Annotated in this window: 22 protein-coding genes; 16 read left to right on the forward strand and 6 right to left on the reverse strand. The window is 61.6% G+C overall.

Annotated features, from left to right (window positions below):
* The first annotated feature begins 149 nt into the window (after positions 1-149).
* Positions 150-2,327, forward strand: coding sequence for a marine proteobacterial sortase target protein (locus QF629_09810; GenBank protein ID MDP6013824.1), 2,178 nt, complete (start codon positions 150-152; stop codon positions 2,325-2,327).
* The gene (locus QF629_09815; protein ID MDP6013825.1) at positions 2,306-2,887 is read left to right on the forward strand and encodes a class GN sortase; all 582 of its coding nucleotides are present in this window, start codon (positions 2,306-2,308) and stop codon (positions 2,885-2,887) included. Before QF629_09810 ends, QF629_09815 begins: the two co-directional genes overlap by 22 nt.
* Positions 2,888-2,908: 21 nt before the next feature.
* Here the strand turns inward: QF629_09815 and QF629_09820 are convergent, their stop codons facing one another.
* Entirely contained in the window at positions 2,909-4,267 is a 1,359-nt protein-coding gene (locus QF629_09820) for a porin (GenBank protein ID MDP6013826.1), read from the reverse strand.
* Positions 4,268-4,495: 228 nt separating this feature from the next.
* On the opposite strand from QF629_09820, the gene QF629_09825 reads away from it, so the two are divergent.
* From QF629_09825 to QF629_09850, 6 genes are all read left to right on the forward strand, one after another.
* Positions 4,496-5,197: a haloacid dehalogenase type II gene (locus QF629_09825; GenBank protein ID MDP6013827.1), complete on the forward strand. Its 702-nt coding sequence runs from the start codon at positions 4,496-4,498 to the stop codon at positions 5,195-5,197.
* 75 nt (positions 5,198-5,272) lie between these two features.
* Entirely contained in the window at positions 5,273-6,361 is a 1,089-nt protein-coding gene (locus tag QF629_09830; GenBank protein MDP6013828.1) for a thiamine pyrophosphate-dependent dehydrogenase E1 component subunit alpha, read from the forward strand.
* A 4-nt stretch (positions 6,362-6,365) separates the two neighbouring features.
* Positions 6,366-7,346, forward strand: a complete 981-nt coding sequence (locus QF629_09835; GenBank protein MDP6013829.1) for an alpha-ketoacid dehydrogenase subunit beta — start codon at positions 6,366-6,368, stop codon at positions 7,344-7,346.
* Complete coding sequence (locus QF629_09840; GenBank protein ID MDP6013830.1) at positions 7,343-8,566, forward strand: dihydrolipoamide acetyltransferase family protein; 1,224 nt, start codon at positions 7,343-7,345, stop codon at positions 8,564-8,566. The genes QF629_09835 and QF629_09840 overlap by 4 nt, the downstream gene beginning before the upstream one ends.
* On the forward strand, positions 8,566-10,002 hold the full coding sequence (lpdA, locus tag QF629_09845) for a dihydrolipoyl dehydrogenase (GenBank protein ID MDP6013831.1): 1,437 nt from the start codon (positions 8,566-8,568) through the stop codon (positions 10,000-10,002). The genes QF629_09840 and lpdA overlap by 1 nt, the downstream gene beginning before the upstream one ends.
* Entirely contained in the window at positions 9,999-10,895 is an 897-nt protein-coding gene (locus tag QF629_09850) for an NAD-dependent epimerase/dehydratase family protein (protein ID MDP6013832.1), read from the forward strand. Before lpdA ends, QF629_09850 begins: the two co-directional genes overlap by 4 nt.
* Here QF629_09850 and QF629_09855 read toward each other — a convergent pair.
* Entirely contained in the window at positions 10,892-12,451 is a 1,560-nt protein-coding gene (locus tag QF629_09855) for a PEP-CTERM sorting domain-containing protein (GenBank protein ID MDP6013833.1), read from the reverse strand. The two genes, QF629_09850 and QF629_09855, sit on opposite strands and share 4 nt — an antisense overlap.
* A 249-nt stretch (positions 12,452-12,700) precedes the next feature.
* On the opposite strand from QF629_09855, the gene QF629_09860 reads away from it, so the two are divergent.
* Positions 12,701-13,954 (forward strand): acetamidase/formamidase family protein, encoded by a 1,254-nt coding sequence (locus QF629_09860; GenBank protein ID MDP6013834.1) that lies wholly within the window; start codon positions 12,701-12,703, stop codon positions 13,952-13,954.
* A gap of 7 nt (positions 13,955-13,961) precedes the next feature.
* A complete protein-coding gene (locus QF629_09865) occupies positions 13,962-14,555 on the forward strand; it encodes a hypothetical protein (GenBank protein ID MDP6013835.1) in 594 nt (197 codons plus the stop codon).
* A gap of 70 nt (positions 14,556-14,625) precedes the next feature.
* Here the strand turns inward: QF629_09865 and QF629_09870 are convergent, their stop codons facing one another.
* Positions 14,626-15,255 carry a glutathione S-transferase family protein gene (locus QF629_09870; protein MDP6013836.1) on the reverse strand — a complete coding sequence of 210 codons (630 nt, stop codon included), beginning with the start codon at positions 15,253-15,255 and terminating at the stop codon, positions 14,626-14,628.
* 10 nt (positions 15,256-15,265) lie between these two features.
* Positions 15,266-16,462, reverse strand: coding sequence for a mandelate racemase/muconate lactonizing enzyme family protein (locus QF629_09875; GenBank protein ID MDP6013837.1), 1,197 nt, complete (start codon positions 16,460-16,462; stop codon positions 15,266-15,268).
* Between the two features lie 106 nt (positions 16,463-16,568).
* Here QF629_09875 and QF629_09880 point away from each other — a divergent pair, with 106 nt between their 5' ends.
* The 6 genes from QF629_09880 (at position 16,569) to QF629_09905 (ending at position 22,878) form a co-directional block, all read left to right on the forward strand.
* Positions 16,569-18,743 (forward strand): mechanosensitive ion channel, encoded by a 2,175-nt coding sequence (locus QF629_09880; GenBank protein MDP6013838.1) that lies wholly within the window; start codon positions 16,569-16,571, stop codon positions 18,741-18,743.
* Positions 18,743-19,927: a CoA transferase gene (locus QF629_09885; protein ID MDP6013839.1), complete on the forward strand. Its 1,185-nt coding sequence runs from the start codon at positions 18,743-18,745 to the stop codon at positions 19,925-19,927. The genes QF629_09880 and QF629_09885 overlap by 1 nt, the downstream gene beginning before the upstream one ends.
* A gap of 21 nt (positions 19,928-19,948) precedes the next feature.
* Complete coding sequence (locus tag QF629_09890) at positions 19,949-20,392, forward strand: hypothetical protein (protein MDP6013840.1); 444 nt, start codon at positions 19,949-19,951, stop codon at positions 20,390-20,392.
* Between the two features lie 104 nt (positions 20,393-20,496).
* Positions 20,497-20,649, forward strand: coding sequence for a hypothetical protein (locus tag QF629_09895; GenBank protein ID MDP6013841.1), 153 nt, complete (start codon positions 20,497-20,499; stop codon positions 20,647-20,649).
* A 118-nt stretch (positions 20,650-20,767) separates the two neighbouring features.
* Positions 20,768-21,784, forward strand: coding sequence for an NAD(P)-dependent alcohol dehydrogenase (locus QF629_09900; protein MDP6013842.1), 1,017 nt, complete (start codon positions 20,768-20,770; stop codon positions 21,782-21,784).
* A 284-nt stretch (positions 21,785-22,068) separates the two neighbouring features.
* Entirely contained in the window at positions 22,069-22,878 is an 810-nt protein-coding gene (locus QF629_09905) for a DUF3108 domain-containing protein (protein MDP6013843.1), read from the forward strand.
* A gap of 177 nt (positions 22,879-23,055) precedes the next feature.
* On the opposite strand, the gene pcaC is transcribed toward QF629_09905, so the two are convergent.
* Both pcaC and QF629_09915 read right to left on the reverse strand, forming a co-directional pair.
* On the reverse strand, positions 23,056-23,439 hold the full coding sequence (pcaC, locus tag QF629_09910) for a 4-carboxymuconolactone decarboxylase (GenBank protein ID MDP6013844.1): 384 nt from the start codon (positions 23,437-23,439) through the stop codon (positions 23,056-23,058).
* A 13-nt stretch (positions 23,440-23,452) separates the two neighbouring features.
* A complete protein-coding gene (locus tag QF629_09915) occupies positions 23,453-24,697 on the reverse strand; it encodes a sodium:proton antiporter (protein MDP6013845.1) in 1,245 nt (414 codons plus the stop codon).
* Positions 24,698-24,934: the final 237 nt, after the last annotated feature.

Here is a 24,934-nt window from a genome sequence, read left to right on the forward strand (position 1 = left end):
GCCATCGACGGTGTCGGCACCGAATAATCCCGCCCCAATTTTGCCACCGTATTTCCCCCTGACGGCCACCATCCGCCCATAGTGTCGCCCACATTGTCGGGCACCGTCTTCGTCTCGGTCAGCTGCGACCGTCCACGAAGGGGAAAATCATGCCCACCTATACCAAGCTGTTCCCTGCGGCAGGCCGTGCTTGCGCCACTATCCTGTTTAGCCTTGCTCTCGCTCCACCCCTGGCCACCGCGCCCTTGGCGGAGTTGCCCCTCGCCGACCAGAAGACGCCCGGCAACGGCAGCCTGGTGCTGCACAGCAACGGCGTCGAGACCACAGGCCCATTCCACTTGGCGCCACTTCTAGCGACCGAAGCGACCATTGAGGTGAGCGGCCTAGTCGCCAGGGCCACCGTGCGCCAGCACTTCCACAATCCGAGCGACGACTGGGTCGAGGGGCTCTATATTTTTCCCGTGCCCGAGAACGCGGCTGTCGATTCCCTTCGCATGCGCATCGGTGCCCGCGTCATCCAGGGCCGCGTTCACAAGCGCCAGCAGGCCCGCCGTCTCTACGAAAAAGCCCGTCAGCAGGGTCGCAAGGCCAACCTGGTCGAATCCGAGCGTCCCAACATCTTCACTACGTCCGTGGCCAATATCGGTCCCGACGAGAGCATCGTTGTCGAGATAGAGTACCAGCAGGTGCTGCGCTATGAGGCCGGCGCCTTCGAGTTGCGCTTTCCCATGGTCGTCGGCCCGCGTTACGTGCCTACACCGGTGACCACTGTCAGTCTTAACAGTGATGGCTGGGCGATGCGATCGCAGGCTCCAGACGACGACCGCGTCAAGACCCCGGTGCTACGGCCCGACGAAGGCAAGATCAACCCCGTCAGCCTAATACTAACCTTGGTGCCGGGCTTCCCCGTCACGGACTTCCAAAGCCTCTATCATGCAGTCGATATCGCCGGCAGCAACGATGGTGTCACAGTTATCACCCTGGCCGACAGCGTGGTGCCCACCGATCGTGATTTCGTGCTGAGTTGGCGCCCGGATGTCGGCAATGCCCCGCGCGCGGGACTGTTCGCAGAAACCATTGGTGAAGACACCTATCTCCTGGCTATGCTGCTGCCAGCCGACCCGGATATGGCTGAGGCGCTACCGCCGGCACCGCCGCGCGAGCTTATCGTGGTGCTCGACATATCCGGCTCCATGGCCGGCACCTCGATCCACCAGGCCAAGGCCGCCGCCGTACTAGCCATCGAACGGCTCGGTGCCGACGACCACCTGAATGTGATCGTCTTCAACAATCAGGCCCGCGGCCTCTTCTCCACACCCCTTATCGCCTCGCCAGAGAACAAGACCATCGCCCAAGGCTTTATCCAGAGCCTGCGAGCCGAGGGGGGTACGGAGATGGCACCGGCGCTCGATATGGCGCTTCGTGGCAATGCTGCAGCTGGGGCATTACGGCAGGTCGTCTTTCTCACCGACGGCGGTGTCGGCAACGAAAGCGATCTGTTCAATATCATCGATCGCGAGCTCGGAACGGCACGGCTTTTCACGGTTGGGATCGGATCCGCACCCAACAGCTACTTCATGGTCAAAGCCTCTGAGACCGGCCGCGGCACCTACACCCATATCGCCAACACAAGCGAAGTCGATGAGCGCATGGCGGCACTCTTCGTCAAGCTCGAGTCGACTGTGATGACGGACATAACCCTGCTCTGGCCAGATGGGGCGGCGCCGGACCTGTCACGCCTGACCATGCCTGATCTGTACGCGAGCGAACCGATAGTGCTGACAGCGCGGCTAACCAGAGCAGACGGTGAGTTGGTTGTCGCCGGGCGTTACGCGGGCCTGGAATGGCGCGCCGGTCTCGACCTGGCACAAGCCACACCGGCGAAAGGCATCGGCAAGCTATGGGCACGCGATCGCATCGACACGTTATCGCACCGCGCTGGTCGCTATCTCGACCCCACCGTTGCGCGCGAGACTATCGTCACCCTGGCCTTGCAACATCATCTGGTCACCGAGCACACAAGCCTAGTGGCGGTCGATGTGACCCCGACGCGCCCGGACGGCACGCCTTTGCTAAGCGGCAAGCTACCACTAAATCTGCCCGCTGGCTGGGACTACGACAAGGTGTTTGGCGAACGACCCACAGCGCCGCAAGAAGAAGCGGCAAGCGGTGGCATCACCCTGACCTCGGCCGGTGCACCAGTCACCATAGGCAGCAACCGCGGGCTCAGCCTGCCGCAAAGCGCGACGTCGGCGCAACTCAACCTGCTGCTGGGGGCGATGCTGCTGCTCGCCGGACTGTGGCTATGGCGCCGCCGCGTCGCATAGGTCACGCTGCTCTTGTCTGCCTGCTGCTCGTCATCGGCGGCTGGCTGGTGAGCACAGCTGGCTGGATTCATGCCAAAGCCTGGCTCGCCCAACGCCTGCTCGCATCGGCCTGGCAGGAGACGATGGCAAACGGCAATGCGGCCAAGCCCTGGGCCTGGGCCGACACCCACCCGCTGGCGCGGCTGCGCGTGCCAGCGCACGGTATCGATCAGATCGTGTTGGCCGGCAGTAGCGGCTCTAGCCTAGCTTTCGCCCCGGGGCACGTGGACGGCTCACCGGCACCCGGCGAACCCGGCCTGAGCCTGATCGGTGGCCACCGCGACACCCATTTCGCGTTCCTGGAGAACGTCGTCTCAGGCGACTGGCTGACAATCGAGACCAGCGACGGGCTCATACAGCCCTTTCGTGTTACCGATTCCCGTATCGTTGATTCCCGTGAGACTCGGCTCGATCCAACGGGTGAGAGCCCGGCTTTGGCCTTGGTGACCTGTTATCCCTTCAATGCCGTAATGCCCGGCGGACCGCTGCGTTACGTCGTATTCGCGGAAGCCTTCGAGTAGATCAGACGTAGCGCGCCTGGCTCAGAACTCCCACTGCAGGCGAACACCGATCGCGTCGATGACGTCGCCCTCGCTCAGGCCCGTGTTCGACTGATTGTCAATATCCGCATGCACGTAATTGATCGCGACCTTGGTCAGTGCCGTCGGATACCAATTGAGCCCGAGCGTGATGTTATCCGCGCTACCGCCACGAATGCCGCCATGGGTGAGGTCGTCAGCACCATCGTCAAGATCGATATGGCTATAGCGTAGCGCCACCTCAAACGCACCCCAGCCACCGGTCGCCAGATCAAATTCATCGAAGGGCTGCACCCGCCACAGCGTGGCAAAGCGAGAATAATAGTTCGGAGATTCTCCTGTCAGATAATAGCTAGCTTGCACATAATAGCCATCGAATACAAGATCTTGAAATGCAGTATCATGCGGACCGTTGTAGCGGTCTGCAGCCAGACGCTGATATTCGCCCTGTAGAGCCAGCGAGTCGTAGACGCTGAGGAATTCGAAGGAGGTGTAGTAGAAGTCGTTAATGCGCAAAATCGTGCCAGTATCAAGAAAATTGGCGTCGTCGATGCTCATTTCCGGGCGTGCGCTGAAACTCTCGCTACCACCAACCTCGCCGCGTGTCACGGTCGGCACGCGCCAATAGCCCGCTAGGCCAAAATGCAGGGCGCGGGTGCGCTCGGCGATCGGCGCCCAGGCAACACGGCCATGGAGGCCATAACCCTCGCTGTCGCCTCCGACCTCCTTGGCGGGTACGCCGAAGACACCAAGGCGAATATAGTTGTGCTTGGTCCGGCGCATCACGGACGCACCCAGCGACGGCGTGCCCGGGGCATAACCAAAGGCGCCCGAGCCCATGCTCTCCTCCATGAAGGCACGGCGGCTGGAGAAGGTGGCAGCATCGAGCGGTGAGGCGATGTTCTGCTGGCCGACCATGAACCAGACCGGATCAAAACCGCGATAGGCAAGCACCGCCGAACGCAGCCCGTCCATGGTCGTATCACCAGTATGGAACGCATCATAGGCGGCAAAGACGATGAAGTCGTTGTGGATCAGGCCGCTTGCGAGCAGGATACCGCGGCGCGCCTTCCGCCCGTCATCAAGGTTCGGATCAATCGATTGACGCGCATTGCCCTGGTCGTTCTGGCTGTAAGTTCCGGCATCGACTTGCATCATCATGCCGCCGCCGAAATTGTAATTGCCGTCCTCACTGCGCCAGCGCGGCAACGGCCCGAAGACTGCCGTCTCTGGATTGTATTGCTTCTTCTCGGGCGTGCCCGCGTAAACGTCTTCCTCTTCACCCTGCTGCTGCGCCGCGAGCGGGTCGGCGAGGAGCAAGGCAAAGAGAAAAGCTGAGAAGCGAAGTAGGACTCTAGGCATGCGGCGCGGCCTGTCGGTTAATGCGTGGGCGTGTGGCTGAACGAGGAATGGTGTGGCGAGCGTTGTCGTCACACGCGTACCCGACAGGCGTATGACGGTCAAGAGATGCGCCTTGCAGGCACGTTGAAGCTGCTATGCTCCAGACTGGATTCTAAATGGAATACCCATGCCCGTTGTGTGCAATGCCCGCCCGGACGCCGAGCCAAGAGCCGCGCTATCGTCCGAGCTATGATCAAAGCCCTCAGCTTCGACTGCTACGGCACACTAATCGACTGGGAGACCGGCATTCTGGTAGCGCTGGCGCCCTGCCGGGCACGCTTTGATGTCGAGTCCGAAGCGCTGTTGGCCGCCTTTGCGCAGCATGAAAGTGCCGTCGAGGCGGAGCAGCCCGACCGCCTCTACCCACAGGTGCTGGAAGAAGTGATGCGACGGCTCGGCAAGGAGTTCGATGCTGAAGTCAGCGACGACGAGGCTCGAGCTTTCGGCGTCTCGGTCGGCGATTGGCCTGCTTTTCCCGACACGGCTGCAGCGCTCGCCTGCCTCAAGCAGCGCTTCCAGCTCGCGATCCTGTCCAATGTCGACCGCGCCAGCTTTGCGCGTAGCAATATGCACCTTGGTGTTGCATTCGACCTCATCTGCACGGCCGAGGATATCGGCAGCTACAAGCCCGCACAGGAGAACTTTGCGTATCTACTGGCGCGGCTCAAAGAACGTGGTATCGGGCCGCGTGAGCTACTGCACGTGGCGCAAAGTCTTTATCACGACCATGCGCCGGCACTAGCCATGGGCTTGGAAACGGTCTGGATCGACCGCCGCACCGGCAAATCCGGTGGCGGCGCCACCCTCGCCGCCAACCCGAACCTGCGCATCAGTAACCGCTTTGAAAGCATGGCCAAGCTGGCGGCTGCATATTCCCCCGGGCAGGGTTGAATCAGCACCATTCCAACCCGAATGAGCCCGTGATAGGGTCCGACGCAACAAAACACGAGCCCACCAGGAGGCACCATGCCTGGCGATTTCGCCCCCCAATATCAACCCAAACCCAAGGCCGTAGCGCCGTTGTCGATGCTCGGCGGAAACGGCAAGCTCAAGCGCGGTGTCAAACCCGAACTATCTGACGAGCAAGCCCTCGAAGGCCTGCGTCTGATGATGCTGGGCCGCGCCTTCGACGAAAAATGTTTGAGCCAGCAGCGCCAGGGCCGTCTCGGCACCTTCGCGCCGATTTTTGGCCAGGAAGCGACCTTGGTCGGAACTGCGCTGGCCATGGATCCGGCACGCGACTGGGCGGTGCCGCAGTATCGCGAGTTTCCCGTGCAGTACAGTCAGGGCATTCCGATGCTGTCGCTGATTCTCTACCGTCGCGGCCATCCCGACGGAGGCATCATCCCGGACGGGGTCAACGTCATGGCAACTCAGGTCTCTCTGGCGGCACAAATTCCGCACGCCGTCGGCCTCGGCTGGGGCATGAAGCTGAAGAATCAGGACGGCGTCTCAGTGGTTTTTTTCGGTGACGGCGCCTCATCCGAAGGCGACTTCCATGAATCCTGCAACCTCGCCGGCATCGTCGATGCACCGGTAATCTTCCTTTTGCAGAACAACCAATGGGCCATCTCGACGCCGCGTGCCATTCAGACAAGCGGGTTGGATTTCGCCTCGCGGGCGCCGTCTTATGGTTTTCCCGGCGTCTCGGTCGACGGCAATGACATGTTCGCCGTGCACAAGGTGGTGGCCGATGCCGTGCGCCGCGGCCGCGAAGGCAAAGGTGCTACCCTGGTCGAGGCGGTGACCTATCGCATGGGCATGCATACCACCGCTGACGATCCAACACGGTATGTTGATCCGGCAGAGCGCGAGCACTGGCGCAAAAAGGACCCCATCGACCGAGTGCAGAAGTATCTCGCGGCCAAGGGCTTATGGGACGACATCAAGGCTGGTGAATGCGAGGCGGGAATCCGCGATGAGGTGGAAGGGGCGTTTGCCGAGGCCGATGCCTACGTCGCGCCAGGCGCGGAAGCGATCTACGAACATGTCTTCGCCGAAACGACCCAAACACTGCGCCGCCAACGCGCAGAACACTTGGGCGTGGAGGGCTGAGGCGGTGGCGAAGATGAATATGGTCGAGGCCATCCGCGAAGGCCTCAAGCAGGAAATGGCGCGCGACGAAAGCGTGATGCTGATGGGTGAGGACGTGGGCCACCTCGGCGGCGTTTTTCGAGTCACTGACGGTTTACAACAGCTTTACAGCTCGCGACGCGTCGTCGATACGCCACTTGCTGAGAGCGTTATCACTGGCTCGGCGCTCGGCTTGGCACTAACCGGTTGGCGGCCAGTGGTGGAAATCCAGTTCCTCGGCTTCACTCAGCAATGCTTCCATCAGATCAACCAGCAGATTTCGCGTGTCCGCTTCCGCACCCGCTCGAGCCAATGCGCCCCGATCACCATCCGCTCACCTTTCGGAGGCCGCGTGCGCACGCCCGAGTTCCATAGCGACTCGATGGAGCAGACATTCGCCCAATCCTCTGGCCTCAAAGTGGTGATTCCCGCCAACCCCTATGACGCCAAGGGGCTGTTAGCGCAAGCCATTCGCGACGATGACCCGGTACTATTTCTAGAACCGTTGCGCGGCTATCGGTTGATCACGGGCGAGGTACCGCTAGAGGAATACACCATCCCCTTTGGCGAGCTAGCAACATTACGCGAGGGTAGCGATATTACGCTTGTCGCCTGGAGTGCCGCGGTTCCCGTTGCAGAAAAGGCCGCGGAGATGGCGGCGGGAAAAGGCATTAGCGCCCATGTTGTCGATCTTCGCACCCTGGTGCCACTCGACGAGGAGGGCCTGGTTGCGGCGGTTGAGCGCACTGGGCGCTGTGTTGTCGTGCACGAGTCCCAAGCTACCGCGGGCTTCGGCGCCGAAGTGCTCACTCTGCTGCAGGAGCAGGCATTCTATTCCCTGGAGGCGCCGATGCGCCGTGTCACCGCGCCGGACGCACCCTACCCCATGCCGGCCATCGAGGATCATTTCATTCCCGACGCGGCCCGCGTACTTTCTGTAATCGAAGAGGTGATGGCCGACCAATGAGCGATTTCACCTACAACCTACCCGATGTGGGCGAAGGCCTGAGCGAGGGCGAAATCGTGCATTGGCATGTCGCGCCCGGCGACACAGTGGCTGCGGACCAGATCATCGTCGATGTGCAGACCGACAAGGCGGTGGTCGAAATTCCGGCACCTATCGCGGGGGTTATGAAGTCGATAGGCGGCGACCCTGGCGACATGGTCCCAGTCGGTGCCATGCTGGCGGTGATCGAGACCGAAGGCACAGCACCGGCAGCGGCAGCGCCTGCGCCCGATGCGGAAGCGCCTAAGTCGGCGGTAGCACCCGCACCACAGGCGAAGGGCAAGCGGCCCTTGGCTAGCCCCACCACGCGCAAACTCGCCGCCGAGCTCGGGGTCACGCTCAGCAATGTAGCCGGCAGTGGCCCTAACGGCCGCATCACCAGGGACGACGTACAGCGGGCAGCCGAAGGTGGCACCCCGGTATCGCTACCAGCGGCGGCTCCGGCCCCAGCTGCGCCGGCCATCGCTTCACCAACAGGTGAAGATCGAGTTGAGCCGCTGCGCGGCCTGCGCCGGCAAATCGCCAACTCCATGACCACCGCCTGGCGCGAGATCCCACACATCCTCACGACGCACGAGATCGACGCCACCAACCTCGTCGCCGCCCGCGCGGCACTAAACGAAGAGCTGGCAACAGACGGCATCAAACTCAGCTATCTGCCGCTTTTCGTCAAAGCCTGCGTTGGCGCACTGAAGCGCTTTCCCGCCTTCAACGCCAGCCTCGACATGACGCGCCAGGAGATCATCTACCGCCACCGCTACAATGTCGGTATCGCCACAGCCACGCCCGACGGGCTAATCGTGCCCGTGGTGCATGACGCCGATCGCAAGTCGGTCATCGACATCGCCCGCGAGATTGAAGCGCTGGCAGAAGTGGCGCGGACACGCAAAGTAACCGTCGAGCAGCTTCGGGGCGGCACCTTCACCATCTCCAATTACGGCAGCTATGGGGGCACCTTCGGCACGCCGATCATCCGGCCGCCGGAAGTAGCGATCGCCGGCTTTGGCGCCATCCGCGACCAAGTAATACCGGTCGACGGCGCGCCAGCCGTACGTCCCAACTTGACACTTGTCGTTTCGTGCGACCATCGGCTCAATGATGGCGAGCATCTCGGCGCCTTTAGCGGCGCTATTGCCGCCTATCTCGCCGATCCCGTGCGCCTGTTCTTCGGCCAAACTTAATGGTCGTCGGCCAGATCGAAGACCCGCTCGATTTTGTCGTTGTCGGTGCCGGTCCAGGCGGCTACGCGACAGCGCTTCGCGCGGCCCAACTCGGCCGCAAAGTCACGCTGATCGACCGCGACGGGGCGGACGGTATCGGCGGTGTCTGTCTGCGCGTTGGCTGCATTCCCTCGAAAGCACTGATCGAGGCCGCCGAGCTTGCACAGCGCACACGCGATGCCGCGAATATGGGAATAGATGCCACACTAAACGCTATCGACATGCCGCGCATTCAAAAATGGAAGGGCGAGATCGTATCCGGCCTGACCGACGGCGTGCGCATGCTGCTCAAGCAGGCCGACGTCGAAATCGCAGCTGGAGACTTCCATTTCACAGGCGCCAAAGCCGGCGTGATCGCTACGAAGGACGGCCAGCCGCGCTTCGTGCGCTTTGAGGATCTGGTATTGGCTACGGGCTCCCGTCCCGTGACCCTCGCCGACTTGCCTGTCAACGACAAAACCATCTGTGATTCCACCGGCGCACTGGCGCTCGATCACGTGCCGAAGACCATGGCAGTGATCGGCGGCGGCTATATTGGGCTCGAGATCGGCACAGCCTTCACCAAGCTCGGTGCGGCAGTCACGATTGTCGAAGCGGAAAGCCGTGTCCTGCCGACCATGGACGCGCATCTGACGCGCCCCGTCGCGCGGCGTCTCAAGGCGCTCGGCGTCGAGGTTAAGCTCGGCACCCGGGCACTCGCCCATTCCCGTGGAAAACTGGCCATCTCGAACGGCAAGAACGAAACTAAGATCCCCGCTGAGGTCGTGGTGATCGCGATCGGCCGGCGGCCCAATACGGACAACTTGGGCCTGGACCTGACCAACCTGCGCAGCGATGAAACCGGCCTGCTTACGGTCGCCGATGACCGCCGCGTGGCACGGCATATCGCCGCCATCGGCGACATTACACCGGGCCGCGCGCTCGCCCACAAGGCAACAGCCGAGGCGCAAGTGGCTGCAGAGGCGCTTTGCGGCCGCAACACGGCGTTCGTGGCTGGGAGCGTACCGGCGGTGGTGTTCTCCGACCCTGAAATTGCCACGGTGGGCTTGAGCGAGGCGGAAGCAAAGGCGGAGGGAATGGAGCCGCTGGCTGCTAGGTTCCCGCTTGCAGCCTCGGGGCGCGGCCGCACGATCAACGCGAGCGAGGGCTTCGTCGAGATCATTTCCGACAAGGCAGATGAGCGCGTGCTCGGCGTACATATCGTCGGCCCACACGCCTCGGAACTCATCGCCGAAGGCGCGGTCGCCGTCGAGATGGGAGCGAGCCTTGAAGATGTGGCGCTTACCATCCACCCGCATCCGACACTTAGCGAGCAGATAGCCGAGGCTGCGCATATTGCGCTGGGACACCCCATCCACATCAGCACGCCCAAGAACCGGAAGAGGAGCAAGTCATAAAAATATTTGTGACCGGCGCGACCGGCTTCATCGGCGGCTCGGTAGCTGCTCACCTGATAGCCGCCGGACATAGCGTGACGGGCCTGGTGCGTTCGCAGGCAAAGGCCGATGCGCTTGGCATGCCATCGGTCATCGGCACTCTCGAAGACCGCGATGTGTTGAGCGGCGCGGCATCACAGGCGGACGCCGTGGTCAATGCGGCAAATACCAGCCACCGCGGTGTCGTGGAAATTTTCCTCGAAGCCATGTCGGGTAGCGGCAAGACCTTTGTCCAGACCAGCGGCTCTAGCATCGTCGGCGACATGGCGCGCGGCGAGGCGGGAGACGCAGTCTATGACGAGGGCAGCAAGATCACGCCCCTACCCGGGCGCGCCGATCGCGTCATCATCGACGACATGGTGCGTGCTGCCGGCAACGACGAACTCCGTACCGCCATCGTCTGCCCGACCCTGATTTACGGCGAAGGCCTGGGTCTGAACAAGCACAGCATGCAGGTGCCCTGGCTATTCGCGCTGGCCGAAAAGCATGGCGGCGTGCCGCGCCATATCGGCAGCGGCGGCAATATCTGGTCGAACGTCCACATCACGGACCTGGTGGAGCTTTATCGCCTCGTCCTCGAAGGCGCGCCAACCGGGAGCTTCTATTTTGCCGAGAACGGCGAGGCCTCGATGCGCGAGCTTTGCGAAGCAATCAGCCGCACTTTGGATCAAGGCGGCAGAACCGCACACATGAATCTTGAAGAAGGCATCGCCGAATGGGGTGAAGGCGCTGCCAACTACACCATGGGCTCAAACAGCCGCGTCCGCGGCAAGCGTGCCCGCAGCGAACTCGGCTGGTCGCCAAGCGGGCCGAGCGTGCTCGAAGAGATAGAGCACGGCTGCTACGCGCGTTAATAAGGGCTCGACAACCAAACGATCTGGCCGCCTTGGACGAGGCTGTACTCCTCGATGGCGCCGCCGCGAAGGCTATGCGCCTGCACGGTCGCGAGCAGTAGAGTTTCGCCCGGACCCGCGTCGAATAGGGCCGTTACGTCGAGCACGCCGGAGGACTCCCAGTTGCCGATATCGTCGGGCTTGGGATCGTCATCAACCACTGAGCGGTTCATTTCGGCAATTCGCTCAGCCTCACCGGTCTCAGGATCCAGCCGCCATATAGAAGCCTCGTGGCCCGAGATGCGGCCGAACGACCCCATTTTCTCGGCCCGGTCTTCCTGCACGGTGATGACACCATCGTCACCCCAATCCAGATTGTCCGGGTTGCGCAAGCCGTGGTCTGGGCCGGGTTGCGACTGGTCGCCATCGTAGAGCACGGTCACGTCGGCAGGCACGGCCAACCAACCTGAGCCGAAATCGATATCGACAAGATAGGTGGTGCCCCAGCGATCCGAAGAGAAAGCGCCGCCGCCGGTAGATGCGAGCACCGCGCGGCTACCGTCATGTGGGTCGGTGGCTACATCCTCCTGGCGCGAGAAACGAAAGGCGCCGAGCTCCTTGGCCCTTGTGCGCCGCTCGCGAGCGGTAGCGCTCTCGGCAACCGGAACAAACTGTCCTGTCATATGCGCTCCAGCGCCTGAAAAGTCGTCCGGCGTCAGCACGCCGTCGTCGGCAACCCAGGCATAGAGCCGACCGTGAGCGAGGCCGTTGCGCGCAAGGAAGCCACTATCGGCAGCGCCCTTCTCGCCGATATAGAGCATCAACGGTGCTGCGCCGATGTCGTCGCCAAGTAGGAAGGCCACGCGCGCAGGATCGCCCGTCTCGAGTGGCGTCACGTTCTCCCAGACGCCGCGGCCCATCGCCGGCACCGCCCACAAAGTGCCACCGGCCACATTGAGCGCCCAGATAGAGCCGCCATGAGGGTGCGCGCCCTGCTTCACTTCCTCGGCGGCAAAATAGATATCGTCGCGCAGGCCATATGTGCCCGCGGGTACGCCCTGGCCCGAGCAAAAACGGCTAAAGCCAACACCCGGCATATCGGTCTGCTCGCTGATCTGGGTCGATGTGGTGGCGAGCCTGCCTTCGTGATCGTACACGCGGTCATAAGCGACCCCAGCGGAGCGAATCCCGCGGGACTTACGATCAATGTCAAAGACACTGATTCGCGCACCAACCACCTTCAAATCGCCGATGCTATAGCTGGGGCCAGCATCGCGCCAGAGCTCGTGATTAACGAACACGCGCACGGTCTCGGCATCAACGGCAAAAGCGCCGATGCCGTCGGGAACGCCCGGCGGCCGGTAGCCCGCCACCTCGTCACCTATTGTGACCAGCGGCGAAACGGACCAGCCGCCAAGACCACGCAGCATGGCGTCAGGCACCTCCGCCTGCGCCAGGCTCACAGTATCAGCGATCTTAGCCTTGGCCATGTCTGTGTTGAGCAGGAACGGCAATGCCAGCGCAGCTGCAACAATCAGGACCGCCAAGAGGCCGAGAAGCCTGAGCAGCATCCGCATAACGTAAACTCCCAAAATCGGATAAGGACGCCATGGCGTCGCCCGATAACTGTGGCATGATTCCAGTGCCAATCAAGCCACCTGAACTTCGCATGATTCCAATAAGCGATTGATCGCGTGACCGGGGAGAGGTAGCGTTCTTCTGCGCTGGGACGAAATATGTCCGGCGAGGACCACGCAACGACAACCGAATGCTGACAGCGGAGGGCTGCCAGCATGTACTCAACAGTTTTCTGCGGAGGGGATCCCATGATGAAATCTATCGCTTCGACGGTTGCGCTCGGCAGCGCGCTGCTCATGACTTCTCAAGCTGTCGCCGATACCACAGACGTCACCTGGCAAGATCGCGTTACCGTGCCCAAGAGCGGTGCCCATTGCGCCGACGACCCGAACTGCATCAATCGCTATCACCAGAATATCCCGCACGTGGTGAACGCCAATCCCGGCGATTACATCACTTTCGAGACCCGCGACGCGCTCGATAGCGACTTGACGCTGGATTCGACCGCCGACGACCTAAGCGCCGTCGACCTTAATCTCGTCCATCCCATGACCGGGCCGGTGCACATCAATGGTGCTAAGCGCGGCGATGCCATCGCGATCACGCTGGTGGACATCGAGCCTGACCAGTTCGGCTACACCCTGATCATTCCCGGGTTTGGCTTTTTGCGCGACCTCTATACCGAGCCATTTTTCGTCGGCTGGCGGACGGCGCGGGACGGCGCCACCTCCGCCCAGATGCCGGGAGTCCGCATTCCCATGGCCGCCTTCATGGGCTCCGTCGGCGTCATGCCCGGTGCCCCGGAAGTGGCTGCCTGGAAGGCGCGCGAAGGCGCCCTTGCCGCGGCAGGCGGCATCGCCTTGATGCCGCAACCGACCGGCGCCCAGCCGGCAGCGGTGTGCGGCCCTGAAGGCAGTGACGCAGCTGACTGCCTGCGCACCATTCCACCACGCGAAAATGGCGGTAATATGGACGTGCAGCAGATGCAGATCGGCACCACGCTCTTGTTGCCGTGCTACGTGGACGGCTGCGGCGTGTTTGTCGGCGACGTGCACTTTGCCCAAGGCGATGGCGAGGTGTCCGGCACGGCGATCGAGATCGGTGCCAAGGTGACCATACGCACCGAGATCCGTTCCGGCGCCGGTGCCCATATCACGGGCCCACAATTCGAGGGCGGCGCCCAGCTCAAAACCATCGCACCGAGCGAGTTCTACGCGACGGTCGGCTTTCCGCTCAAGAATAAGGGCGAGATTCCGCCCTTCCTCGCCTATCTCGACGGCGGCCAGATCGCCGATCTAGAAAACCTCAACGAGGACCTGACCTTGGCGGCCCGCGCCGCGCTGATCGAGTTGATCGCCTATATTCAGCGCGAACACGGCTTGAGCCGCGAGCAGGCCTATATCCTGACCAGCGTCGCCGCCGACTTGGTGGTGGGCCAGGTGGTCGATCTGCCCAACTATGCGGTATCGGCCATTCTCGACCTCAGCGTCTTCGAGGACTGATACTAAAATGCTCGACCGCCGCGCAGTCCTGCGTGGCACTCTGGCGGCGGCAAGCCTTGCCGCCGCCAGCGGGCATACGCCCTATCGCCAGTGGTCGGTCTATCGCCAAAAACATCTTCTGATCGGCTGCTGCCGTGCTGATGCTCCCACCTATCCGCTAGCCAAAAGCATCGCCGCGGTACTCGCCAAATGGCTTCCAGAAAGCCGCTCCCGGGTCAGCCGTGCGCCCGACCAGCAGCGCCTGGCAAGCCTGATCACCACAGGCCAGCTTGAGGTGATACTGTTCTCGAAAGCGGATGCCAGGGCGCTAAATAATGGCCAAGACCCGTTCGCGAAATTCGGGCCATCACCACTCACCGCCCTCTTCCGCTTTGGCGAATACCTACTCGTCAGCCGCCCCGATTTCCCCGACCGCCACGCCTGGCTGGTCGCCAAGACGTTGAGCGAGCGCCTTGCCGATTTCGAGGCCGCTGCCCCTGCGAACAACGTGACTTTGGTCAGACACCCCGGCGCCACCGCCTATGCCGCCGGAGCCCGCGAGCCCGCAGGCCCATCCACCACCGACCAGACCGCCAGCGTGCCAGACGATCACAGTCATTAAGGCAAATGGAAGCTAGCTTTCATTCTCCGAACTGAATTGAAAAATTCTGGTCGAAAGTTTTCATTTGCCCTCAAGCCTGGACACTGGGGCGGACGGCGATGACGTCGAACCAGCGCTTTACGTTGATACGGTCCTCCGGCACCGCAATCTCGCCGCGTGCGGCCATAGCGGTGGCAACCCAGGCGGTGATGTCGGCGATGGTGAAACGCGGCCCAGCAAGGAACTCGCTATCACCGAGGCGCACATCGATGTGCTCGAAAAAGCGCGCGGCCGAGGCGCGGCCGCGTTCGACCAATGCCGGGATCTGCGGCACACCTCGGGTGCCCGGCAGAGCGCGGTCCTCGAACAGGGGCAAGAGATTGCGCACAGTCTCGGCGACCGCCATCAGCCCATCATGCTCGGCGCGGCGGTTCCACATCTCGACGATCGCCTTATCCTTGGCATCGATGCCCATCAGCGGTGGCTCGGGGTGCATCTCCTCGACATAGCGGCAGATCGCCACCGACTCACCAATGCAGGTGCCGTCGTCAAGCTCCAGCACCGGCACCATCGCATAAGGATTTAACGCCTGAAACGTCGCTGCGAACTGTGCCATCTCGCGCACGTTCACCTGCTCGGTGGGAACCTTGATCCCCTTCTCCGCCAAAAACATACGCACCCGTCTAGGGTTCGGCGCCTGGGTGAAATCGTAGAGCTTCATATGTGCGAACTTACTGCCGCTCCAAGATTCCACCCGTGGGCCTGGGCGGATGCGCCGCTAGAGCCTCTTCGATGGGCTCGGTGCCCCAGCCGGGAGCTGTTGGAAGCTGCAAAATACCGTTCTCGATTTGCGGCACCACAGTGAACAGCTCGTCGCGCCAGGGTACCTGGTCGATGTCAATCTCCATGATGCGGAAGTTGGGCACGGCGGCGACAAAGTTGGCGTTCATCATGGTAGATAGGTGACCATAGAAGTTATGTGGTGCGATATTGACCTCCCAAGCCTCGGCAGCGGCGGCAATCTTCATCGACTGCCAGATACCATTCCAGATAGCGTCGATGATGAACACATCCATCGACTGGTGCCGCAGATAGGGCTTGAACTCACGGATGCCGAACAGCGTCTCGCCGCCGGAGATCGGCGTGTTGCAGTAACGCCTGACATCCGCCAGTGCCTCCGGGTCGTAGAGGTCGATCTCGATCCAGAACAGCCCTTGCGGATCGAGCGCGTGAGTAACCTTGCGCAAGCCCTCGGCCTTAAAATTAAAATTAAGATCCAAGAGGATATCCATCTCGGGCCCGGTGCCATCGCGGAAGGCCTCGAGCTCGGCGATCAACGCATTGATGGTATCGCGCTCCGCATTGAGGCCGATATGGCCCGGCGGCATGTTGAAGCCCGGTGCCCAGAGCGGCGGGTCCATGTCGAAATTGAAGATGTTGGTCTTGAGCGCGCTGAATCCCTTTTCGCGAACCTCCTGGCCTAGTGCCTTGCAGCCGTCCAGCGAGCGCAGCGGCTCGCAGCCATGCGCCTCGGGTCTCGATACCCGATAGGTGCCACAGTGGGACCAGTAAACGCGGATGCTGTCCCGCACCGGCCCGCCGAGCAGCTCGTAGACCGGCACGCCGAGCGCCTTGGCCTTGACGTCGAGCAGAGCGTTTTCGATCGCCGCGATGCCCTGGGCGACAACACCGCCTGCTGCCGGGCGCGTCACCGCATACAGGTCGGCGTAGATTGCTTCCGTCGGCCGCGGGTCGCGACCGATAACCTGATGCGCCAGGCCCGCGATGACGGCGCTGACGCCCGGCGACCCAAAGCCTTCCTGGTATTCGCTCCAGCCGACCAGGTCTTCGTCCGTACTCAGCTTGACGAACGAGAAATTACGCCACCCCGCATCGCAATGCAGGGTTTCGATATTGGTAACCTTCATTCTCGGGACCCTCGGCAGAAATACGGTTGCGACTCGGCCCGGAGTATGTGACAGGACAACATCGTCTGGCTAGGCTGCTCTTGGAACGGAAGGGGACGGAGTCATCATGCTACGCTGGCTGATGCTGATATTGCTGCTTCTTGCGGCACCGTCAGCGCTTGCACAAGAGAGCACGGGCGAGACCACAGATGTCGAGGCGCTGATAGCGACCCTCGAGGACGAGGCCGAGCGTGAAGCGCTGATAGAGACGCTCGAAACGCTTATCGCGGCCGATCAGCAGACCGAGGTGCAACCCGGTTTAAGCGGACGCATCCTGGATGCGCTGTCTGAGCGCGTAGAGCGCGTCGGCCATCAACTTTCGCAAACCGCCGGCTTTCTCTCGAGTCTGCCAGCAGCAACCGATCGCCTGATCGCCGGGGCGGGGGACGCCGAGACCCGCGTGCGCTGGCTGCGCATAACGCTAAAAATCGTCTCCGTGATCACGCTGGCCTGGCTGTCACGCACCATGCTTCATCGCATGCTCAAGCCCGGGCGCGAGAAGCTGGCGAAACGCACCGGCGACGGCGTCCTGGAAGCGGCAATCCTGTTCCTCGGCAGGGTCATATACGGCTACCTGCCGATCGCCGTGTTCGCCGCCGTGGCGCTGGTCTTCCTGCCCCTAACCGAACCCGTGCCAACGACCCGGGTGATCGGCTTAGCGTTGGTCTATGCAGTCATCTTCATTCAGGCGATCACCATCCTCACAGGCCTCGTGTTCGGGGCAGGGACTGGGCGCGCTGGGATTATGGGCGTGAGCGACGCCAGCGCCTATTACATACGGATCTGGGTCAGGCGCCTGGCGCTGGTCGGCGTGCTGGGAACAGTGATCGCGGAATCCGCGCTGCTGCTAGGGTTGCCGGCCGGTGCTCATGCTGTATTGCTAAAACTGGTGGGCCTCGCCGTCGCGGCGCTGCTGGTCATCCTGGTATTACAGAATCGCCGTCCCTTAGCGGATGCCATGCGGTCGCGTGAGGGGGTAGTGGCCCGCCTTGCCGACATATGGCACGTGCCGGCGCTGCTCTACATTGCCATTGCCTATGGCGCCTGGATGCTGCAGTCGAGCACGGACTTCACCTTTCTAGCACGGGCTACAGGCGCCACCGCGGTGCTCGTGACGGGTACGTTCCTGGTGCTGCGCGCGGTGCGCCTCGCTCTCGAGCGCGGCCTCAAGCTCTCGGACGAGCTGCGCCGGCTCTATCCACGCCTCGAGCAACGCGCCAACCGCTATATGGGCGGGCTGCGCCGCGTGGTTGTCGGACTGATCTATATCGTTGCCACTTTACTCCTGATCGAGATTTGGTTCGGTGACACTTTGGCCTGGCTGGCCAGCGAACTCGGCCGCGCCCTGATCGCGCGTCTGGTGACCATCGTCTTCATTTTGGTTGCCGCGGCGACCGTGTGGGAACTGGTCAACGCCACCGTCGAGCGCCTCTTGTCGGATACCCAGCCGGGTGCACCCGGCACACGCAGCGCGCGAATGCGAACTCTGCTGCCACTGGTGCGCAACGTGGCGCGCGTGGTGCTCGGTATCATCGTCACGCTGACTGTGCTTTCGGAGCTAGGTCTCGACATCGCACCGCTGCTGGCCGGCGCCGGTATCGCCGGGCTGGCCATCGGTTTCGGTGCGCAAAGCCTGGTCAAGGACGTGATCACCGGCGTCTTCATCTTGCTCGAGGACTCGATCACGGTCGGCGACGTGGTCAACGTCGGCGGGCATTCTGGCGTGGTCGAAGGCATGACCGTGCGCACCGTGCGACTGCGGGATCTTTCGGGCAATGTCCACGTCGTGCCATTTGGCGAAGTACAAACCGTGCTCAACATGACCAAGGACTTCGCCTATGCCCTCATTGAGGCCGGCGTCGCCTACAAGGAAGACGTGGACGAGGTCATCGGCGTACTCAAGGAGATCGGCGACGAGATGTGTGAGGACGAGGAATTCGGACCGATGATCATGGCTCCGCTCGAAGTCATGGGGCTCGATTCCTTCGGCGATTCCTCGGTCAATATTCGCGTGCGCATGAAGACGCGCCCGATCAAGCAGTGGTCGGTTCGCCGCGAATATCACCGCCGCATGAAGCGTGTGTTCGATGAGCGTGGCATAGAAATTCCGTTCCCCCATCGCACCGTGCTGTTCCCCGAGGCGGAGCCACAAACCGCAGCGGCAACCGTGAAACGCGCACCTGCGGTAAGTAAGCGGCCGGAACGTCTGTCAGACGGCCTGCCTGACCAGGAGAGCGAGTAATGCCTGCAGTACTATCTGGAATTCGGGTACTCGATTTCGGGCGCTACATTGCCGGCCCCTATTGCGCGACACTGCTTGCCGAGCTTGGCGCCGATGTCATCCGTATCGAAAAAGTGGCCGGCAGCGAGGACCGCTATCTAACGCCGGTGCAGGACGGTGGGCCAGGGGCCCTGTTCCTGCAAATGGCGCGCAACAAACGCGGGCTGACCCTCAACCCGAAGACCGAGGAAGGGACCGAGATCGTGACCAAGCTGGTGGCCAGCGCCGATGTGGTAGTGGCCAACCTGCCGCCGCAGGCGCTTGCGAGCATGGGCATCGACTACGACAGCCTCAAGGCAATCAAACCCGATATTATCCTTGCCACCACGTCGGCCTTCGGACGCGGCGGGCCATTGAGTGCCAATGTCGGTTTTGACGGCATCGGCCAAGCCATGAACGGTGCCATGTATCTTTCCGGCACGATCGAGGCGCCGATGCGCGCTTTCCTGCCATACGTGGATTTCGGCACCGCGCTCTATTCGGCATTCGGCACCCTGGCTGCACTTTTCAACCGTGCCAACGGCGGCGGCGGGCAGATGGTCGAGACCTCACTCTTGGGTACCGCGCTCTCGTTCAACAATGCCACTTTGATCGAGCAGGCCATCGCCAAGCTGGATCGGGTAGCGACCGAAAGTCGCGGCCAGACTTCTGCCCCGACCGATGCCTTTCAGACCAAGGATGGCTGGATCTTGACGCAGGTCGTCGGCGATCCATTGTTCCGCCGCTGGGCTGGACTGATGGGCGAAAACCATTGGCTGGATGACCCGCGTTTCAATGGCGATGCGGCACGCGGTGACAATCGCGATATCATTTGCGAGCGCATGGCGGAATGGACCGGGGAGCGCAGCAGCGACGAATGCCTGACAGCGCTCCAGGCCGCGAATATTCCAGGTGCGCCTGTGCTTTCGCCGCAGGAAGCCCTGGACCATCCCCATATCAACGCGTTGAAACTGATGATACCGCTTGCTTACCCAGGCGTCGAGGAGCCGGCGCCAATAGCGCCTGTGCCAATAAAGCTCTCGGCGACTCCAGGCGATATCCGGCGTCGCGCCCCGACGTTGGGTGAGCACACGGACAAGATTCTCGGCGAACTGGGCTACGATGGGAACGCGATCGACGTGTTGCGCCAGGCAGGCGTTGTCTAAACGCGCCGGAGGAGACCGCTCTTGGACAAACGGGACATTGCACTCGACGTTTGGCAATTCGTTCGCATCATGGTGCAGCTTGAGGCGACCGCCAAGGGCGGAGCCGCCTGGTTTGCCTGGCACGAGGCCTGGGAGGAACTCGATGCCAAGCTCGAATCCCTGCGTCATCGCGATCCCCGCTCGTTCGGCGAACTGATGATGGACCAACAAGTGGTGGTGCCGTTAGAGCGCCGCGGACAGCTCGCCGAAGTCATCAGCGCGGCACAGGCCGTGATCGGCCATCTCGACGCCGCCACCAACGATCGCAATCTCGACCGTCAGCGACGTGCAGATTTGCGCATGGAACGTTCTGAAATGAGCGCGCTGGTAGAGTCGTTACGACAACGCTCCAGTCTAAATGCCAGCGACGGTGGCCCCAAAAGATCATTGCAAAAGAAAAGAAAAAGCAATAAAAACAATATCTAAATAAAATTAATTCAGTTATCACTTAATCTATATTATACTTAAGTCGAGTGACAAGCTAGGCATCCCAGCCGCGCGGTTCGCACGATCGAAAAATAACGTGAGGCATGGAACTGATGATCTACCGCTTCGGTAAATTCGAAACCGAGGTAACGCGAGAAAAGGATAGCGACATCGGCGTCGTGTTCGTCGAGAACCCCACAAACATCAAGCAGATCATCAGCCAATTGCTCTCGGTCAAGGCTCGCTCCATCTCCTGATGCTAGGCGGCACCCCTGATTGCCGAGTGCTGACGAACTGCGCCGAGAAGCGATGCTTTTCGGTTGTCCAGGCCCTAAAGTGCTTTCCGGACCGGTGCATGACTGACGGAGTCCGACGATGAAAGTTTTTGAGCTTCGTGACGCGTGGGGGCTTGACCATCTTCACCTCGGCGAGCGCCCGCGCCCGGAACCGGGACCAGGCCAGGTGGTCGTGGCGATGGGCGCCGCCAGCCTGAATTATCGTGACACGGTCATGATGGACCGGGGCTATGGCCAACGCTCGGGCCAACTGCCCATCATTCCCATTTCGGATGGCGCTGGCGAAGTCGTTGCCATCGGCAACGGCGTGGATCGTGTTTTGGTCGGCGATCTAGTTTGCCCGAGCTTCTCACAGCTCTGGATCAGCGGCCCGCTGAAAGACGAGTATTGGCCCGGCATCCTTGGCGGTCCGCACGACGGTGTAATGCAGGAATTCATGCTGCTCGACCAGAGCGGCGTGGTGCGGGGGCCAAAGGGATGGGACGCCGTGCACGCTGCCACCCTGCCCTGCGCGGCACTTACGGCCTGGAGTGCGGTCGCCGGTGAAGGCCGTGTTGAGGCGGGCCAGACCGTCTTGATCCAGGGCAGTGGTGGCGTTTCCGTCTTCGCGCTGCTATTTGCAAAGATGCATGGCGCCAGGGTGATCGCCACCACCTCGGGACCGAAAAAAGCAGCGCGTCTACTAGAGCTTGGCGCCGACCATGTGATCAACTATCACGAGGAAGAGCGCTGGGGCCGGGTAGCGCGAGACATGGCCGGGGGCGGCGGCGTCGATCTCGTTGTCGAAGTAGGCGGCGCGGGGACCCTTGACCAATCCTTGCGCGCGGTTCGCGGCGGTGGCACGCTGGCGATGATAGGCATCGTCGCCGGCGGCACAGCTGAACTCTCCCTCGGCCAGGTGGTCACGCGTGCCATCCGCCTGCAAGGCATAACGGTTGGCAATCGCGACATGCTTGAAGCGATGATCGCCGCCATCGAGCAGAATCCCATCACACCGCCGATCGACGATCGCATCTATGCCTTTGACGAGCTTCCGCAGGCGCTCGCGACACTGCCCGCAGGCAAGCATTTCGGCAAGATCGCGATCCGTTTTTGATCGTGCTGCGAGGTGCGTTACCATTACTCCTGGTAATCAAGAGAGCCCGGAATGACGAGAATACCTGCTATTACCATTCTGAGTGCTGCTCTGCACGCCGGCACTCGCTGACGATGGCGATGTCTCGAATGTGGATTCGGATCTGGAACGACCATCGGAGCTTATTGTGACGCTGCCGAAAATGAATGCTACAGAAGCCAGCGAGTTGGCCCATGCCTTCGCGTTCGTCCACGACGCCGGGGAGCACACCCAGTTCAACATTCCAGGGCGTGGTCCGCAGTAGCATGGCAAGTTTGCCCTTGCGGCATGGGCTGGCAGCAGGCCTGGCTCTTGCCGTGCTGGCGACGCCCTCGGTGAACGCGGAGCCGACGTCTGGCATATCGCTCGACTATCGCCTCTATATCGGTGGCCTGCATGCCTTGAGCATGACGACGCGTCTTAGCGGCTTTGACGAGCCCGACCACTACGCAATGGCCGTCACGGCGCGAACCGACGGCTTTGTCGCCCGTATCATCGACGCCTCCTATGTCGCCAAAGCCCATGGCACGATGGCTAGCGGCATTGCGATGCCCAGCCGCTTTCGCGGCACGGCCAGTGACGAGGACGAAGGTGAGCGCAGCGTTACCCTGACTTGGTCTGACGGTGTTCCGGAAGTGATTTTCGATCCGGTCCATGAAGCGCCGGACGCGCCACTCGCGGATGAGATAATAGACGGCACGGTGGATCCTTCCAGCGCCGTCCTAACAATCATGCAGACCGTCGCTACCAATGACACCTGCGAGGCCCGGATACGAGTCTTCGATGGCAAACGGCGCTATGACATGGTTTCTAGCCACGGCGGCGATTGGCTATTGAGGAAAACCGATCACAACGCCTATGGCGGGCCGGCCACGGAATGTATCGTCACCATCGAGCGCCTGGCAGGCTTCCGCAAACGACGCCTTGCCAAGCGCTATCCTTCGGAATTCTCCATCTATCTCGGGCGCCTACGCGATGACCTTCTGCCAGTGCCAGTGCGGCTGCACGCCAACAACCTCTTTGGCGCCGTCCGGGTGCACTTGGTGGCCTGGCGCGAAGAGCACGCGGGGCCATAGCCGCATTTACGCTTTGTTGAGGAACCGGACGTAGTCTGACCAGCATAGGTGAATAGAAATAGGCGATACTAACGACACTAACCTACCCAACCTCTACAATCTTCCAGAACAGTGTGCTATCCAAATGGAGAGCAAAAGACGGTTAATCGTCTAGACTTGCCATAGTCGCACGCATCTTTAACTCTTCTCGTCTATTTCCTTTAGAATCTCGCCCGCCGCACGAAACGCGCTGATCGCGGCCGGCACGCCGCAATAAATAGCGACCTGTAGCAGAACCTCAGTGATCTCCTCACGGCTGACCCCATTGTTGATGGCGCCACGCACGTGCAACTTGAACTCTTGCTCGCGATTTAGCGCCGACAGCATGGCAAGGTTGAGCATGCTGCGGGTCTTGCGGGACAAGCCCTCGCGCGCCCAGATCTCTCCCCAGCAATAGCCGGTGACAAGCTCCTGCATGGGTTTATTGAAGTCGGTCGCGTTGGCCACTGCCTTATCCACGTACTCTGCGCCGAGCACTTCGCGGCGAATTTCTAAGCCCTTCTCGTACATCGAATCCGTCATCGCTTCCTCCCCGCTATTCCTCGCGCACGAAACGCCGTGCCGTAGCGCCGACCGTCGTGCCCTGGACAACCACCGAAAACACTACCACCACGTAGGTAACGGCGACCACGACGTCCTTGACAGCCCCTTCGGGCAAAGACAGAGCCAGCGCGATTGATATGCCGCCGCGCAAGCCGCCCCACACCAACACCGGATAGGCGCCACGCGTGAAAGGCCGGATGCGGCCAAGAATTATAAACGGCACCCCAACAGCCGTGGCCCTCGCCACCAGCACCAAAAGAATTGCGATTAGGCCGAGCGCGATCACTTCCGGGCGGGGCGAAACCGCCAGCACCTCGATGCCGATCAACAGGAAAAGGATCGAGTTCAGCACCTCGTCGAGCAGCGACCAGAAGGTATGCAGACGCTCGGCGGTGTCATCAGACATGGCGTATGCAGTGCCGTGATTACCTATCAGCAGCCCGGCGATGGCCATTGCCAACGGCCCGCTAACATGCAGTTGATGGGCCGCCGCATAACCGCCCATGACCAGCGCTAGGGTGATAAGAAGCTCGAGATTGTGCTCGTCGATGGTGCGCATGGCCTGGAACGCGATCCAACCGATGATAAGGCCGAACAAGGCGCCACCCAGCGCCTCTATCACGAAAAGCTCCACCGCGTGCGTAACTGAGAACGCCTCGCTGCCGGTCGCAATCGCCAGCAAAATGGAGAACACCACTACACCGACACCGTCGTTGAACAGGCTTTCGCCGGCGACCTTGCCTTCCAGGCTCGGCGGCACGTTGGCGGTCTTGAGAATGCCGAGCACGGCCACCGGGTCGGTCGGGCTGATCAGAGCGCCGAAGACCAGGCACCAGATCAGTGGCAGGGATACACCTAAAGCCATAGTCAGGGCATAGAAGCCGAAGCCCACCACGGCTGTCGATACTAACACTCCGATAGTGGCCATCGCCAGCACCGCCCAGCGCCGTGACAGGAGTTGCTGCAGATCAACATGCAGCGCGCCAGCGAATAGTAGAAACGATAGCATGCCGTCCATAAGTGCCGCATGGAAATCGATATTAGCGAGAAAGCTATGCACTGAACCACCGAGTCCCATTGTCGGAAACACCGCATCGAACGCCAGTACGCCGAGCGAGGTGACAGCACCCATCACTGTTAGGCCGATGGTATGCGGCAGCTTTAGAAAATGGTAATTACAGAAGCCGAGCGCTGCCGCCAGAACCACCAATAGTGCCGCGATATCGAAGGGGTTCATGGCCCACTCGTCGATATTCTTCGCCAGGATACGATACTCCTGGTGCCAACAAGGACGGCCTCGTCTGGAATGATATTGAAACGCTCACCTGAGTAAAACTGGCTCACGCTGATCACTACCTCATACCGCACGCAAACCCGGCACGAGCGGATGGTTCGCAGACCACACTCGACCCGTTAGGCAACGACGATGAGGTCGATGCCGGTGCGTAATTCTCTCGAGGCCAAGCACGGCTAG

Source organism: Alphaproteobacteria bacterium (assembly GCA_030739735.1).
In the GTDB taxonomy this organism is placed as follows: Bacteria; Pseudomonadota; Alphaproteobacteria; order UBA7887; family UBA7887; genus UBA7887.